Origin of the sequence: Pseudomonas sp. B111 (genome assembly GCF_026428275.1) — a bacterium.
Lineage (GTDB): Bacteria > Pseudomonadota > Gammaproteobacteria > Pseudomonadales > Pseudomonadaceae > Pseudomonas > Pseudomonas aeruginosa.
Map to the genome: position 1 here is coordinate 768,481 of NZ_CP097857.1, position 13,869 is coordinate 782,349.

Annotated in this window: 13 protein-coding genes; 8 read left to right on the forward strand and 5 right to left on the reverse strand. The window is 66.9% G+C overall.

From position 1 onward, the window contains the following. Window positions 1-30: 30 nt before the first annotated feature. The 3 genes from glpK to M6E97_RS03570 all read left to right on the forward strand — a co-directional run bounded on the left by glpK (window position 31) and on the right by M6E97_RS03570 (window position 4,051). Window positions 31-1,515, forward strand: a complete 1,485-nt coding sequence (glpK, locus tag M6E97_RS03560; RefSeq protein ID WP_003092161.1) for a glycerol kinase GlpK — start codon at window positions 31-33, stop codon at window positions 1,513-1,515. 195 nt (window positions 1,516-1,710) lie between these two features. After that, entirely contained in the window at window positions 1,711-2,496 is a 786-nt protein-coding gene (locus M6E97_RS03565; RefSeq protein WP_003159513.1) for a PhzF family phenazine biosynthesis protein, read from the forward strand. Window positions 2,497-2,888: 392 nt separating this feature from the next. Further along, window positions 2,889-4,051 (forward strand): IS3-like element IS222 family transposase gene (locus M6E97_RS03570; protein WP_087920907.1). Its coding sequence is split into 2 segments (ribosomal slippage): window positions 2,889-3,144 and window positions 3,144-4,051, totalling 1,164 coding nucleotides; the frame shifts between segments, so codons are not numbered across the junction. A 447-nt stretch (window positions 4,052-4,498) separates the two neighbouring features. Here M6E97_RS03570 and M6E97_RS03575 read toward each other — a convergent pair. Both M6E97_RS03575 and M6E97_RS03580 read right to left on the reverse strand, forming a co-directional pair. Continuing rightward, a complete protein-coding gene (locus M6E97_RS03575; RefSeq protein WP_003117503.1) occupies window positions 4,499-4,921 on the reverse strand; it encodes a hypothetical protein in 423 nt (140 codons plus the stop codon). A gap of 99 nt (window positions 4,922-5,020) precedes the next feature. Continuing rightward, window positions 5,021-5,551: a cytochrome b gene (locus M6E97_RS03580; protein WP_003092155.1), complete on the reverse strand. Its 531-nt coding sequence runs from the start codon at window positions 5,549-5,551 to the stop codon at window positions 5,021-5,023. A gap of 182 nt (window positions 5,552-5,733) precedes the next feature. Here M6E97_RS03580 and M6E97_RS03585 point away from each other — a divergent pair, with 182 nt between their 5' ends. Then, window positions 5,734-5,931, forward strand: coding sequence for a heavy-metal-associated domain-containing protein (locus M6E97_RS03585; protein WP_003111818.1), 198 nt, complete (start codon window positions 5,734-5,736; stop codon window positions 5,929-5,931). On the opposite strand, the gene nalD is transcribed toward M6E97_RS03585, so the two are convergent. After that, window positions 5,910-6,548, reverse strand: a complete 639-nt coding sequence (gene nalD / locus M6E97_RS03590; RefSeq protein WP_003092152.1) for an efflux system transcriptional repressor NalD — start codon at window positions 6,546-6,548, stop codon at window positions 5,910-5,912. The two genes, M6E97_RS03585 and nalD, sit on opposite strands and share 22 nt — an antisense overlap. 365 nt (window positions 6,549-6,913) lie before the next feature. Between nalD and M6E97_RS03595 the strand changes: the two genes are divergently transcribed. Further along, window positions 6,914-8,092 carry a multidrug effflux MFS transporter gene (locus M6E97_RS03595; protein ID WP_003092150.1) on the forward strand — a complete coding sequence of 393 codons (1,179 nt, stop codon included), beginning with the start codon at window positions 6,914-6,916 and terminating at the stop codon, window positions 8,090-8,092. A gap of 7 nt (window positions 8,093-8,099) precedes the next feature. On the opposite strand, the gene M6E97_RS03600 is transcribed toward M6E97_RS03595, so the two are convergent. Next, window positions 8,100-8,276, reverse strand: a complete 177-nt coding sequence (locus tag M6E97_RS03600) for a hypothetical protein (RefSeq protein WP_003104346.1) — start codon at window positions 8,274-8,276, stop codon at window positions 8,100-8,102. Window positions 8,277-8,402: 126 nt separating this feature from the next. Further along, window positions 8,403-9,326 carry an MmsAB operon transcriptional regulator MmsR gene (gene mmsR, locus M6E97_RS03605; protein WP_003119526.1) on the reverse strand — a complete coding sequence of 308 codons (924 nt, stop codon included), beginning with the start codon at window positions 9,324-9,326 and terminating at the stop codon, window positions 8,403-8,405. Window positions 9,327-9,457: 131 nt separating this feature from the next. Here mmsR and mmsA point away from each other — a divergent pair, with 131 nt between their 5' ends. The 3 genes from mmsA to M6E97_RS03620 all read left to right on the forward strand — a co-directional run bounded on the left by mmsA (window position 9,458) and on the right by M6E97_RS03620 (window position 13,851). After that, window positions 9,458-10,951 (forward strand): CoA-acylating methylmalonate-semialdehyde dehydrogenase, encoded by a 1,494-nt coding sequence (mmsA, locus tag M6E97_RS03610; RefSeq protein ID WP_015502507.1) that lies wholly within the window; start codon window positions 9,458-9,460, stop codon window positions 10,949-10,951. A gap of 15 nt (window positions 10,952-10,966) precedes the next feature. Next, window positions 10,967-11,863: a 3-hydroxyisobutyrate dehydrogenase gene (gene mmsB / locus M6E97_RS03615; RefSeq protein WP_033991468.1), complete on the forward strand. Its 897-nt coding sequence runs from the start codon at window positions 10,967-10,969 to the stop codon at window positions 11,861-11,863. A gap of 101 nt (window positions 11,864-11,964) precedes the next feature. Next, on the forward strand, window positions 11,965-13,851 hold the full coding sequence (locus tag M6E97_RS03620) for a propionyl-CoA synthetase (protein ID WP_034005804.1): 1,887 nt from the start codon (window positions 11,965-11,967) through the stop codon (window positions 13,849-13,851). Window positions 13,852-13,869: the final 18 nt, after the last annotated feature.

Below are 13,869 nucleotides of genomic sequence, written 5' to 3' on the forward strand. Positions count from 1 at the left end.
CGTCTTACTTTTCAATCTGTCAGGTTTTCCATGTCCCACTATCTCCTCGCCATCGACCAGGGCACCACCAGCTCCCGCGCCATCGTGTTCAGTGCCCAGGGCTTGCCGGTGGCGAGCTGCCAGCAGGAATTCAAGCAGTACTTCCCGAAGGACGGCTGGGTGGAACACGACGGCGAGGAAATCTGGCTGACCACCCTCCAGGTCTGTCGCGACGCGCTCGCCCGCAAGGGCTTGCGCGCGGCCGACATCGCCGCCATCGGCATCACCAACCAGCGCGAGACCACGCTGGTCTGGGACGCCGCCAGCGGCGACCTGATCCACCCGGCCATCGTCTGGCAGGATCGTCGTACCGCCGACTACTGTGCCGAACTCAAGGCCGCCGGCCACGAAGCGAACGTCAGCGCGCGTACCGGGCTGCTGATCGATCCGTATTTCTCCGCCACCAAGCTGCGCTGGATCCTCGACAACGTGCCCGGCGCCCGCCAGCGCGCCGAACGCGGCGAGCTGCGCTTCGGCACCGTCGACTGCTTCCTGCTCTGGCGCCTGACCGGCGGCCGCTCCCATCGCACCGACGCGACCAACGCTTCGCGCACCCTGCTGTTCAACATCCACAGCCAGGACTGGGACGAGGAATTGCTGGCGCTGTTCGAGATCCCGCGCAGCCTGCTGCCGGAGGTACTCGACTGCGCGGCGGAGTTCGGCGTCAGCGAGCCGTCGCTGCTTGGCGCGGCGATCCCGGTGCTGGGCATGGCCGGCGACCAGCAGGCCGCGCTGATCGGCCAGGCCTGCTTCCAGCCGGGCATGGTGAAGAGCACCTACGGCACCGGCTGCTTCATGATCCAGAACACCGGCGAGCAGCCGGTGACCTCGAAGAACCGCCTGCTCACCACGGTCGGCTACCGTCTGGACGGCAAGGTCAGCTACGCGGTGGAGGGCAGCATCTTCGTCGCCGGCGCCGCGGTGCAATGGCTGCGCGACGGCATCAAGCTGATCGACCACGCCCACGAAAGCGAAGCCCTGGCGATCCAGGCCGGCGACTCCAACGGCGTCTACCTGGTGCCGGCCTTCACCGGCCTCGGCGCGCCCTACTGGGACCCGAAGGCGCGCGGCGCGATCTTCGGCCTGACCCGCGACACCGGAATCAAGGAGATCGTCACCGCCGGTCTGCAATCGGTCTGCTACCAGACCCGCGACCTGCTCGAAGCGATGCGCCAGGACGGCACGCCGCCCAGCGCGCTGCGGGTGGACGGCGGGATGGTGGTGAACAACTGGGTGATGCAATTCCTCACCGACATCCTTGGCGTCACCGTGGAGCGCCCGGAAGTCACCGAGACCACCGCCCTCGGCGTGGCCTACATGGCCGGGCTGAAGGCCGGCTTCTATCGTGACCTGGACGACATCGCCAGCCACTGGCACCTGCAGCGCCGCTTCGCCGCACACATGGCCGAGGAGCGCCGCGGCGAACTCTACGCCGGCTGGCAGAACGCGGTGCGACGGGTGCGCAGCGAGGCCTGAGCGGCGTTTCGCGGAAAAAGGCGGCGTTTTTGCCGGCGGCTTCACAACGCCGGCAGGTCGCCGCAAACGCCCGCTCGGGCAATGGGTCGAAGGCAGAGCGAAGTCCCACTGTTACGATCGGAAAAGATCGCACTGTATCGCCCATCCCGGAGCCTGCGGCGGCATGCTGTGGCGATCATTCCCAGGAGATCTGCCATGCAGCTCGAGTTCCACCAGGTCGACGCGTTTTCTTCCCGCCCGTTCAGCGGCAATCCCGCCGTGGTCTATCGCCTCGACGCCTGGCTGGCGGACGAGCTGATGCAGATGATCGCGACCGAGCACAACCTCTCCGAGACTGCCTTCGTCGTTCGCGAAGGAGAGGCCTGGCGGATCCGCTGGTTCACCCCGAGCGTCGAGGTGGCGCTCTGCGGCCACGCCACACTGGCTGCGGCCCACGTACTGTTCGAGGTCTACGACGAGCCGGGCGAGCGCCTGGAATTCATCTCGCGCTCCGGTGCGCTGCGGGTCAACCGCGAGGACGAGCGGCTGGTCCTGGATTTCCCCGCGCAGTATCCGAGCGAGGTCGGTAGCACCGTCGAGCTGGAGCAGGCCCTGGGCCTGCCGCCGGTGGACGTGCTGGGCTCCACCGACAAGCTGCTGGTGCTGCTCGAGTCCGAAGAGGCGGTGCGCGCCTGTCGCCCCGACTTCGCGGCCCTGGCGCGGCTGCCCTGGCGTGGAGTGATCGTCACCGCGCGGGGCCTGCAGAAGGATTTCGTCTCGCGCTTCTTCGCCCCGGCGATGGGCGTCGACGAAGACCCGGTCACCGGCTCCGCGCATTGCAGCCTGATTCCCTACTGGGCCCAGCGCTTGAACAAACTGTCGCTGACCGCCCAGCAGTGCTCGGCGCGCGGCGGCGAGCTGTGGTGCCGGTTGGAGGGCGAGCGGGTGAGTATCGCCGGGCATGCGGTGCTGGTGGCGAGCGGAAGGATTCGATTGGGCTGAGGGGCGCTTCAGGAGGGGGATGACCTCGTGCATGCCAGACTTCCACATACCGAAGCCCTGATCCGTAGAGTGAATAACCGCTTGCGGTTATCCGCCCTACGGATCGGGTTCCTGGCATGCACGAAGTGAGGCTTGCCCTCCAAGTGGTGGGGCGGCAAACCCGCCCCGTCAGGAGGCCGAGCGGAATCGTTGCGGAGGGGGACGAGTGGCAGGATGCCGGGGCGAGTCTTTTGGTTCCTTTTGGACGCTTGCAAAAGGAACTCGCCTGGGAAGGCGAAACAAGAGGTCAAGGCAGGCACAGAAAACAGCTTGACCACCAAACATGACTGTAGTGGTCTACTGATCCCGGACACCGATTTAGGCGAGAATCCTCGCCGTGAGAGAGGTGTCTGATGAGCAAGCAACGACGTACGTTTTCCGCCGAGTTCAAACGAGAGGCCGCGGCCCTGGTGTTGGACCAAGGCTACAGCCATATCGACGCCTGCCGTTCGCTGGGGGTGGTGGATTCGGCCTTGCGCCGTTGGGTGAAGCAGCTCGAGGCGGAGCGCCAGGGTGTGACCCCGAAGAGCAAGGCGTTGACGCCTGAGCAGCAAAAGATCCAGGAGCTGGAAGCCCGGATCAACCGATTGGAGCGGGAGAAAGCGATATTAAAAAAGGCTACCGCTCTCTTGATGTCGGACGAACTCGATCGTACGCGCTGATAGACCAGTTGAGTGAGCAGGAGTCGGTGGAAGTGGTCTGTTCAGCTTTCGATGTGGCGCGGTCTTGCTACTACGTCCACCGTCTTCGACGGCGGCGTGTCGATGCTCGCCGCGTGGCGCTACGCAGCCAAGTCAACCAGTTGTTCAGCCAGAGTCGGGGCTCGGCCGGCAGCCGCAGCATTCTGGGCATGCTGCGCGAAGAGGGCGTGACCATCGGCCGTTTCCGAGTGCGTCGGTTGATGCGTGAGCTGGGCCTGGTCAGCAAGCAACCGGGCTCGCACGCCTACAAACAGGCCACGGTTGAGCGGCCGGATATCCCGAATCGGCTGAACCGCAAATTCGCGACCGAGCATCCCAATCAGGTGTGGTGTGGCGACATCACCTACGTCTGGGCGCAAGGCCGTTGGCACTACCTGGCCGCGGTGCTGGATCTGCATACCCGGCGGGTGATCGGCTGGGCGTTCTCGGCCAAGCCGGATGCCGAACTGGTGATCAAGGCCCTGGACATGGCCTACGAACAGCGCGGCAGGCCACAGCAGGTGCTGTTCCATTCAGACCAGGGCAGCCAGTACGCCAGCCGCCTGTTTCGGCAACGGCTCTGGCGCTATCGGATGCAGCAGAGCATGAGCCGTCGGGGGAATTGCTGGGATAACTCGCCGATGGAGCGCCTGTTCCGCAGTCTGAAGTCGGAGTGGGTCCCGTCAACGGGTTACCTGACGGCGCAGGAGGCCCAACGGGACATCAGTCATTACTTGATGCACCGCTACAACTGGATCAGGCCGCATCAATTCAACGACGGGTTACCACCTGCGGTGGCCGAAGAAAAACTCAACCCACTGTCCGGGATGGGTTGACCACTACAGACGCCCGCTCAAGCGCTAAGCAACAGCGCCCCCCCTCACTGCCGTGTAGCTAAGAAATCGCGAGCGATATAGTCACGTAGGGCGAATACCGCCACAGGCGGTATCCGCCGATGCCCCGGAGAGCCGGCGGATAACCGCAAGCGGTTATTCGCCCTACGGATCGGGCTCCTGGCATGCCCTCCGAGTGGCAGGGCGAGTCTTTTGGACGCTTGCAGAAGGAACTCGCCTGGAAAGGCGAAACAAGAGGCCAAGGCAAGCACGACGCCCGCTCAAGCGCTAAGCAACAGCTTCCCCCCTTAGTGCCGTGCAGGTAGCGACGGGAGCTGGGGGCCAGTGCACGCATTCACGGCCCGCCAGGCAGTCCCCGTGCACCCGGTGCCGAAACGCCACCTTCGTGCCCTGAGTCATGGCGAATGCCCCACGGCAAGTCGCTACCCCTCAGTACCCATCCGCCACCGGCGCCAGGTAGAGCCCGCCCGCACCGAGGGTAATGCGCAGGTTGCGGATCTCCCCGGCGCGCAGGGTCAGGGTCTGTCCGGCGAGGATGGTCATGCCGTTCCGGCAGGCGTCGCCAGGACCGTTCGGCGCAAGACGCACGTCCACCGCGCCGGGTTGCAGGTTCAGGGCCAGGCTGGCGCCCGGTTGCAGGTTGCCGACCAGTTCGTCGTGGACGTACAGGCCGACATCGCAGGCAGTGCCGGACTCGACCCGCTCGCGGGAAACGTTCAGCACCGCATAGCCGATCGGCGCCGGGTCGGGTTGCGCCCAGCCGCCGCTGGCCGGTTGCGGGTCCGCGGCGAGCGCCGGGAGGGCGCAGGCCAGGGCAGCGGTATGGAGCAGCGGGCGAAGGATGGGGAACATGGCGGGCCTCGGCGGCGGGGGGCGTAGGGAAAAGCTTGGCCGAAGCCGGGGTCCGGGACAAGTCGGGACGGGCATCCGCGTGCCCGTCCGTCGCTGGGGTCAGGCGCCGCGTTGCGGCAGCATGGCGCGCAGTACGTCGTCCTTCTGCACGCGGTGGTGCCAGATGGCCGCGGCGGCGTGGCCGAGGATCAGCGCGAAAAGCAGGTACTGGACGGTGACGTGGGTGCCGCCGGCGAACGCCTTGAAGGCTTCCGGCAGGTCGAACGGGCCGATCTGCACCAGCCAGAACAGGTCCAGCGGACGCTTGCCGGCGAGCATGCCGGAGAGCGGCATGACGATCAGCACCGCGTACAGCAGGAAATGCCCGGCCTTGGCGGCCGCGCGCTGCCAGTCCGGGTTCCCCTCCAGGGTATCCGGGACACCCTGGACGCGGCGCAGCGCCAGGCGTGTCAGGGTCAGCAGGAGTACCGCCACGCCCAGCGACTTGTGCAGGGTGAAGACGTTGCCCTTGCCGCCGAGCAGGCCGGCGAAGAAGTCGGCGCCGTAGGGCAGGGCGATGATCAGCAGGACCGCGACGGCGCTGAGCCAGTGCAGGGCGATCTGTGACGGGGAATAGCGGCGGATGGACATGGTTCTACCTCGTGAAGAACAAGGTGAACATGTTAACCATGTGCTTTGTAGGGTTTAAGCCTCTTTACTCCGCCTTTACCCGTTCTTGACGCTTTGTCGGTTACCGGATATTTCGAGGATTGACCTTGACACCATGTCAAGGTCGAAAATCGCCCCATCGATGACCAACAGGAGGCAATACCATGCAAGTCTTCAAGGTTCAGGGCATGACCTGCGGCCACTGCGTACGGGCGATCACCCATGCGGTGCAGGCGAAGGATTCGGCGGCGGACGTCCAGGTGGATCTTGGCGCCGGCGAAGTCCGGGTCGCCAGCCGGCTCGACAGCGCCCAGGTACTCGAGGCGATCCGCGAGGAGGGCTACGGCGCCGAGCTGGCCTGACCCCAGTCGCGCACCAGGCCACGGAACATCGGCTCCAGCAGGTGTTCCGCGTCCGTATCCGGATCGAACAGGCGCGGGTCGCGCAACCAGTCGTTGAACAGGCCCAGGATCAGCGCGTGCAAGGCGCGCGAGGCGATCCTCGGGGTCATGCCCGGATGCAGCCGCACACGGCATTCGTCGCGGGCGAACAACTGCTCGCAGAGTTCGATGAACATCTGCACGAAGGCGTTGTTGCGTTCCTGCGCCTCGCGCAGTTCCTCGGTGAATTCGCAACGTTGCATCAGGATGGTCAGGATGCGGCGCTTCTTCTCCTGCGTCAGCAACGATTGCACGGCCTCCAGGCAGAGGTCGTAGAGCGAGCGCAGCGGGTCGCTGCCATCGCAGCCGGACAGGCGCTCGGTGAGTTGCTCCGGCGGCAGGCGTACCTGGTTGAGCATCTCGTTGAACAGGTGGGCCTTGTTCTGGAAGTGCCAGTAGACGGCGCCACGGGTCACCCCGGCGGCCCTGGCGATCTGTTCCAGGCTGGTATGGGACACGCCTTTTTCCAGGAACAGTTCCTCGGCGGCCAGGAGGATGGCCGTACGGGTTTTTTCAGAATCTTCCTTTGTGCGTCGCATGCTGTGCTGGGTAGTCGAATGGGTCTCGGCAACGGGGCGGGGAGTGTACCGATTTTAGCCGCGCTCGGGCGGACTCGAAGTATTTCGACACCACCTTTGTCTAATGCTGCTCATTCATGAGCCGTGGATTCCGCGGATCCACGGTCTCCGGCCATGATCGGCGGGTGTCTTCGGTGTTATGCTGCGCGCTGCTTTTTCGGCGACTCCCCGGCTGTCCGTAGCATCTTCCCGCCAGTACCGGCCTTCAGGCCTGGAGCCGCCCGCCCTCACAGACGATTCAATGATAGGCGTCGTCGTCCCGCTTGCCGGGAGCCGCGCAGGAAAGTGCCTTGCCTGCCGCCGACGCGCCCCGTGCCGAGCGATCCATGAACCTGCGCATCCTGCTGATACTGGGAGCCCTGAGCGCCTTCGGGCCACTGGCCATCGACTTCTACCTGCCGAGCTTCCCGACCCTGGCCAAGGCCTTCGCCACCGACGTCGAGCACGTCCAGCTGAGCCTGGCCGCCTACTTCGCCGGCCTGTCCATCGGCCAGTTGCTCTACGGCCCGGTGGCCGACCGCTATGGCCGGCGCCTGCCGCTGCTGGTGGGGGTGAGTATCTTCACCCTGGCCTCGGCCGCCTGCGCCCTGGCGCCGAGCCTGGAGTGGCTGATCGCCGCGCGCTTCGTCCAGGCCCTCGGCGGCTGCGCCGGGATGGTCATCTCGCGGGCAGTGGTGCGCGACCTGTGCGATCCGATCGGCGCCGCCAAGGCGTTTTCCCAGTTGATGCTGGTGATGGGCCTGGCGCCGATCCTCGCCCCCGTGGCCGGCGGCCTGCTGCTGGACTGGCAGGGCTGGCAGTCGATCTTCGTCTGCCTGACCCTGTTCGCCGCCCTGGCCGGCCTCGGCGTGGCGTTGTGGCTGCCGGAAACCATCCCGGCCGACGGCGAGCGACCGCCGCTGTCCGGCGCGCTGGGGCAGTACCGGCGGCTGTTCGCCGACCGCCTGTTCCTCGCCTATGGCCTTTCCGGCGGGGTGGCGATGGCCGGGATGTTCGCCTACATCGCCGGTTCGCCCTACGTGTTCATCCAGCTCTACGGGATTCCCGCCGAGCACTATGGCTGGCTGTTCGGCAGCAATGCCGCGGGCTTCATCGTCATGGCACAGGTCAACGCGCGGCTGCTGCGCTATCGCGGGCCGGCGTTCTGGCTGCGGCGGATCATCTGGGGCTACCTGGCATGCGGCCTGGCCCTGCTGGGCATCGCTTCGCTGCAACCGGCCACGCTGTGGCCGCTGCTGGTTCCGCTGTTCGGATGCGTGGCCAGCCTCGGCTGCATCATTCCCAACGCTTCCGCCTGCGCCATGGCCGGACAGGGACAGCACGCCGGCAGCGCCTCGGCGCTGATGGGCAGCCTGCAGTTCAGCGTGGCGGCGGGCGCTTCGGCGCTGGTCGGCGTACTCCACGACGGCACGGCGATCCCCATGACTCTGGTGATCGCCGTCTGCGGCGCGGTCGCGACCCTGCTCGCCTGGCAGACCGGGCGCCTGGAGCGCCAGGCCGCCTGAGCGCGGATCAGGCCGTTCGCTGCTTCAGTTCGGGCAGCACATGGGGCGCGCGCAGGCGCGCCTCGAGGCGGTCGACGAAACGCCGGGCCTCGCTTTCGCTACGGAAGTTGACGGCCTGCTGGTCGAGGCAGACCTGCCAGCATTGGCCTTTCGGGGTTTGCGACGGGCGGACGAGGATGTTCATGGCGATTCATCCATCGGGGCTGGAAAGGGAGCTTCAGTCTAGTCCTGTCGGCCCGGAAAACACTGACCGGGATCAGTTTGCCGACAACTGGTCGCCGCTTCGTTTACAGCCCCGCCGCAGAGCGCTTCAGGCTCCTCCCTCGCCCTGCCTTACCCGCTGCCGGTAGGCGCTCGGCGACAAACCCATGACCTTGCTGAACAGGCGCGAGAAGTAGTAGCTGTCGTCGTAGCCGACCGCCTGGCCGACCCGGGCCACGCTCTGGTCGCTGCTGTCCAGCAACTGGCAGGCGTACTCGATCTTCAGGTGCAGGAAGTGCTGGATAGGCGTACGGCCGGTGATCGCCTTGTAGCGACTGACGAAATGGAACTTCGACAGGTTGCAGAAGGCCGCCAGGCGTTCCAGTTCGAGGCGCGCATGCAGGTGTTCGCGCATGTAGGCGTGCAGCCCGTCGAGGTCCAGGCTGCCCTCGCGCAGCGGGCGCAGCAGCGGTAGCTGGCAGAGCAGGCTGCGCAGGCGGCTGGCGGCGAGCAGGAAGTGCTGGAAGCGGTAGCCGCTGTGGCGCACCTCCAGCAGTTGCTCGAAGCCGCCGAGCAGGGCGTGTTGCAGGCCCCAATGGCGCAGCGGGGTGTCGCGGTAGCCGGCGCTGTGTTGCAGCCAGGTGGCGCTGTCGCCGCGCAGGTGGGTCCAAAAGATGGTCCAGGGTTGGCGGTCGTCGGCGGCGTAGTCGTGGGCCATGCCCGGCGGCAGCCAGAGCAGGTCGCCGCTGCCGACCCGGTATTCGCGCCAGGTCTCGCCCTCGCGCACGCGCAACAGGCCCTGGCCTTCGCTGCAATAGATCAGCAGGTGCTCGTCATGGCGCTCGCGGCTCATGCGGTGGTCGCGGGCGCGCCGGTAGTGGCCCAGGGAGGTGGGGTAGAGGTCGCGGCTGAGCGGGTGGACCGCCAGTTTCTCCAGCAGCGCCGCCGGGATCGGCAAGCGCAGGCTGTCGGCCGGCAGGGGCCAGTCGGAGGTGTGCGACATGTCGGTAGCCGGCTCCGCAATATAGTCCATGAACAACACAATTTAGTCGATCTCGCGACCTTCCGCCCAGTGATAGCTTCTTGGCCAAAGCGAGGTCCGAATCGACCTCGTACCAGTCCGCCACAACAATAAAAGCCGGCCTGGCCGGTGCAGGAGGGTTCATGTCAGTCCCAGTCCGCCACCTCATCGCGGGAGCCTTCGTCGAAGGTCTCGGCGCCCAGCGCATCCCGGTCAGCAATCCCCTCGACAACAGCACCCTGGCGGAGATCGCCTGCGCCAGCGCGGAGCAGATCGAGCAGGCGGTGGCCAGTGCCCGCGAAACCTTCGCCAACTGGAAGGAAACCCCGGTTTCCGAGCGCGCGCGGGTGATGCTGCGTTACCAGGCGCTGCTCAAGGAACACCACGACGAACTGGCGAAGATCGTCTCCAGCGAGCTGGGCAAGACTTTCGAGGACGCCAAGGGCGACGTCTGGCGCGGTATCGAGGTGGTCGAGCACGCCTGCAACGTGCCCTCGCTGCTGATGGGCGAGACGGTGGAGAACGTCGCCCGCAACATCGACACCTACAGCATCACCCAGCCGCTGGGCGTGTGCGTTGGCATCACCCCGTTCAACTTCCCAGCGATGATCCCGCTGTGGATGTTCCCGCTGGCCATCGCCTGCGGCAACGCCTTCATCCTCAAGCCTTCCGAGCAGGTGCCGCTGACCAGCGTGCGGCTCGCCGAGCTGTTCCTCGAGGCCGGTGCGCCGAAGGGCGTGCTGCAGGTGGTGCATGGCGGCAAGGAACAGGTCGACCAGTTGCTCAAGCACCCGCAGGTGAAGGCGGTGTCCTTCGTCGGCTCGGTCGCCGTCGGCCAGTACGTCTACCACACCGGCACCGCGCACAATAAGCGCGTGCAGAGCTTCGCCGGGGCGAAGAACCACATGGTGATCATGCCCGACGCGGACAAGGCACAGGTCATCAGTAACCTGGTCGGTGCCTCGGTGGGCGCGGCCGGGCAGCGCTGCATGGCGATCTCAGTGGCGGTGCTGGTGGGGGCCGCCCGCGAGTGGATTCCGGAAATCCGCGACGCGCTGGCCAAGGTCCGCCCCGGCCCATGGGACGACAGCGGCGCCAGCTACGGCCCGGTGATCAACCCGCAGGCCAAGGCGCGCATCGAGCGTCTGATCGGCCAGGGCGTGGAGGAGGGCGCGCAACTGCTGCTGGATGGCCGCGGCTACAAGGTCGAGGGATACCCGGACGGCAACTGGGTCGGCCCGACGCTGTTCGCCGGGGTGCGCCCGGACATGGCGATCTACCGCGAAGAGGTGTTCGGCCCGGTGCTCTGCCTGGCCGAGGTCGACAGCCTGGAGCAGGCGATCCGCCTGATCAACGAAAGCCCCTACGGCAACGGCACCTCGATCTTCACCAGCTCCGGCGCCGCGGCGCGGACCTTCCAGCACCACATCGAGGTCGGTCAGGTCGGCATCAACATCCCGATTCCGGTACCGCTGCCGTTCTTCTCCTTCACCGGTTGGAAGGGCTCGTTCTACGGCGACCTGCACGCCTACGGCAAGCAGGGCGTGCGCTTCTACACCGAGACCAAGACCGTGACCGCGCGCTGGTTCGACAGCGACAGCGTGGCCGGGACCAACTTCTCGATCCAGATGCGCTGAAAGGGAGACGGACCGATGACCGACATCGCATTCCTCGGCCTGGGCAACATGGGTGGGCCGATGGCCGCCAACCTGCTCAAGGCCGGCCACCGGGTGAATGTCTTCGACTTGCAGCCCAAGGCCGTGCTGAGCCTGGTCGAGCAGGGCGCGCAGGGCGCCGATAGCGCCTTGCAGTGCTGCGAAGGCGCCGAAGTGGTGATCAGCATGCTGCCGGCCGGGCAGCACGTGGAAAGCCTGTATCTCGGCGACGACGGCCTGCTCGCGCGGGTCGCCGGCAAGCCCCTGCTGATCGACTGCTCGACCATTGCCCCGGAGACCGCGCGCAAGGTCGCCGAGGCCGCCGCGGCGAAGGGCCTGACCCTGCTCGACGCGCCGGTTTCCGGCGGCGTCGGCGGCGCCCGCGCCGGCACCCTGAGCTTCATCGTCGGCGGCCCCGCCGAAGGCTTCGCGCGGGCCCGGCCGATCCTCGAGAACATGGGCCGGAACATCTTCCACGCCGGCGATCACGGCGCCGGTCAGGTGGCGAAGATCTGCAACAACATGCTCCTCGGCATCCTCATGGCCGGCACCGCCGAGGCCCTGGCGCTGGGGGTGAAGAACGGCCTCGATCCGGCGGTGCTGTCCGAGGTGATGAAGCAGAGTTCCGGCGGCAACTGGGCGCTGAACCTCTACAACCCCTGGCCGGGGGTGATGCCGCAGGCGCCGGCGAGCAACGGCTATGCCGGCGGTTTCCAGGTGCGCCTGATGAACAAGGACCTCGGCCTGGCGCTGGCCAACGCCCAGGAGGTGCAGGCCTCGACGCCGCTCGGCGCGCTGGCGCGCAACCTGTTCAGCCTGCACGCCCAGGCCGATGCCGAGCACGACGGGCTGGACTTCTCCAGCATCCAGAAGCTCTACCGCGGCAAGGACTGACCCCTACGACCAAAGGTTGATGGCGGGTGCCCGGCGCCCGCCCATACTCCAAAGCTCACTCACTGCTTCATCCCTAATAAGAACAATCAGAGGGCTGGAACATGACGTACCTGCAGCAGCACGCCCGCTCGATCGCCGAGCCGGCCGCGTTCTGGGCCGAACAGGCCCGTTCCCTGGCCTGGTACCAGGCGCCCGCGAATATCCTCGAAAGCCTGCCCGACGGCACCCATCGCTGGTTCGCCGATGGCCGCCTGAACAGCGCCTACCTGGCCCTCGACCGGCAGATCGAGGAGAGGCGCGGCGAACAGACCGCGCTGATCTACGACTCGCCGGTGACCGGCACCCAGGACCGCTACAGCTACCTGCGGCTGCGCGACGAAGTGGCGCGCCTGGCCGGCGCCCTGCGGGCCCTCGGGGTCGGCAAGGGCGACCGGGTGATCATCTACATGCCGATGGTGCCGCAGGCGGCCATGGCGATGCTCGCTTGCGCGCGCCTGGGCGCGGTGCATTCGGTGGTGTTCGGTGGCTTCGCTCCCTACGAACTGGCCCTGCGCATCGACGACGCCACGCCGAAGCTGGTGCTCACCGCTTCCTGCGGGCTGGAGTTCGACCGGGTGATCGAATACAAGCCGCTGGTGGACAAGGCCCTCGAACTGGCGATCCACCAGCCTGCCCACGTCATGGTCTGGCAACGCCCGCAGGCGCTCGCGCGCCTGCACCCGGGCCGCGACCTGGACTGGCAGGACTGCCTCGCCGCCGCCGAGCCGGCCGATCCGCTGCCGGTGGCCAGCGGCGATCCGCTGTACATCATGTACACCTCGGGCACCACCGGTAAGCCCAAGGGCATCGTCCGCGACAACGGTGGCCACGCGGTGGCGGTGCGCTACGCGGTCCGCACTATCTACGGCATGCAGGCCGGCGACGTCTGGTGGGGGATCTCCGACGTCGGCTGGGTGGTCGGCCACTCGCTGATCGTCTACGGCCCGCTGATGTGCGGCTGTACCACAGTGTTCTACGAAGGCAAGCCGGTGCGTACGCCGGACGCCGGCGCCTACTGGCGGGTGATCGAAGAGCACAGGGTGAACAGCCTGTTCTGCGCGCCGACGGCGATCCGCGCGATCCGCAAGGAAGACCCGCATGGCGAACGGGTGAAGCGCTACGACCTAAGTTCGCTGCGCCACCTGTTCCTGGCCGGCGAGAAGCTCGACAGCAGCACCCAGCACTGGCTGGAGGAGCACACCGGGCGGCCGGTCCACGACCATTGGTGGCAGACCGAGACCGGCTGGCCGGTGACCGCGCCCTGCATCGGGATCGCCGGCCACGACCTGCGGGCCGGTTCGACCAACCGCGCGGTGCCCGGCTACCACGTGCAGGTGCTGGACGACGAAGGCCGGCCGCTGGGAGCGAACCGCCAGGGCGCAATCGTCATCGCCCTGCCGTTGCCGCCGGGCTGCGCGCAGACCCTCTGGGGCGACCACCCGCGCTACCTGCAGGCCTACCTGGGCAACTATCCCGGCTACTACCACACCGGCGACGGCGGTTATCTCGACGAGGACGGCTTCGTCTACATCATGGGGCGCACCGACGACGTGATAAACGTTTCCGGGCATCGCCTCTCCACCGGCGAGATGGAGGAACGCGTGGCGCAGCACCAGGCGGTTGCCGAGTGCGCGGTGATCGGCGTGCGAGACGAACTCAAGGGCCACGTGCCGCTGGGCCTGGTGGTGCTCAAGGACGATGCCGGGATCGCCGCCGAGCAACTGCAGCGCGAGCTGGTGGCGCTGGTCCGCGAACAGATCGGCGCGCTGGCCTGCTTCCAGCGGGTGGTGGTGGTCAAGCGGCTGCCGAAGACCCGCTCCGGGAAGATCCTCCGCGCAGTGCTGCGCAAGATCGCCGATGGCGAGGACTACGCGGCGCCATCGACCATCGACGACCCGACGATCCTTGGCGAGATCGAGACTGCGCTGAGGGTGCGCAAGGCGGGATAGCAAAGGCCAGGGGCACGG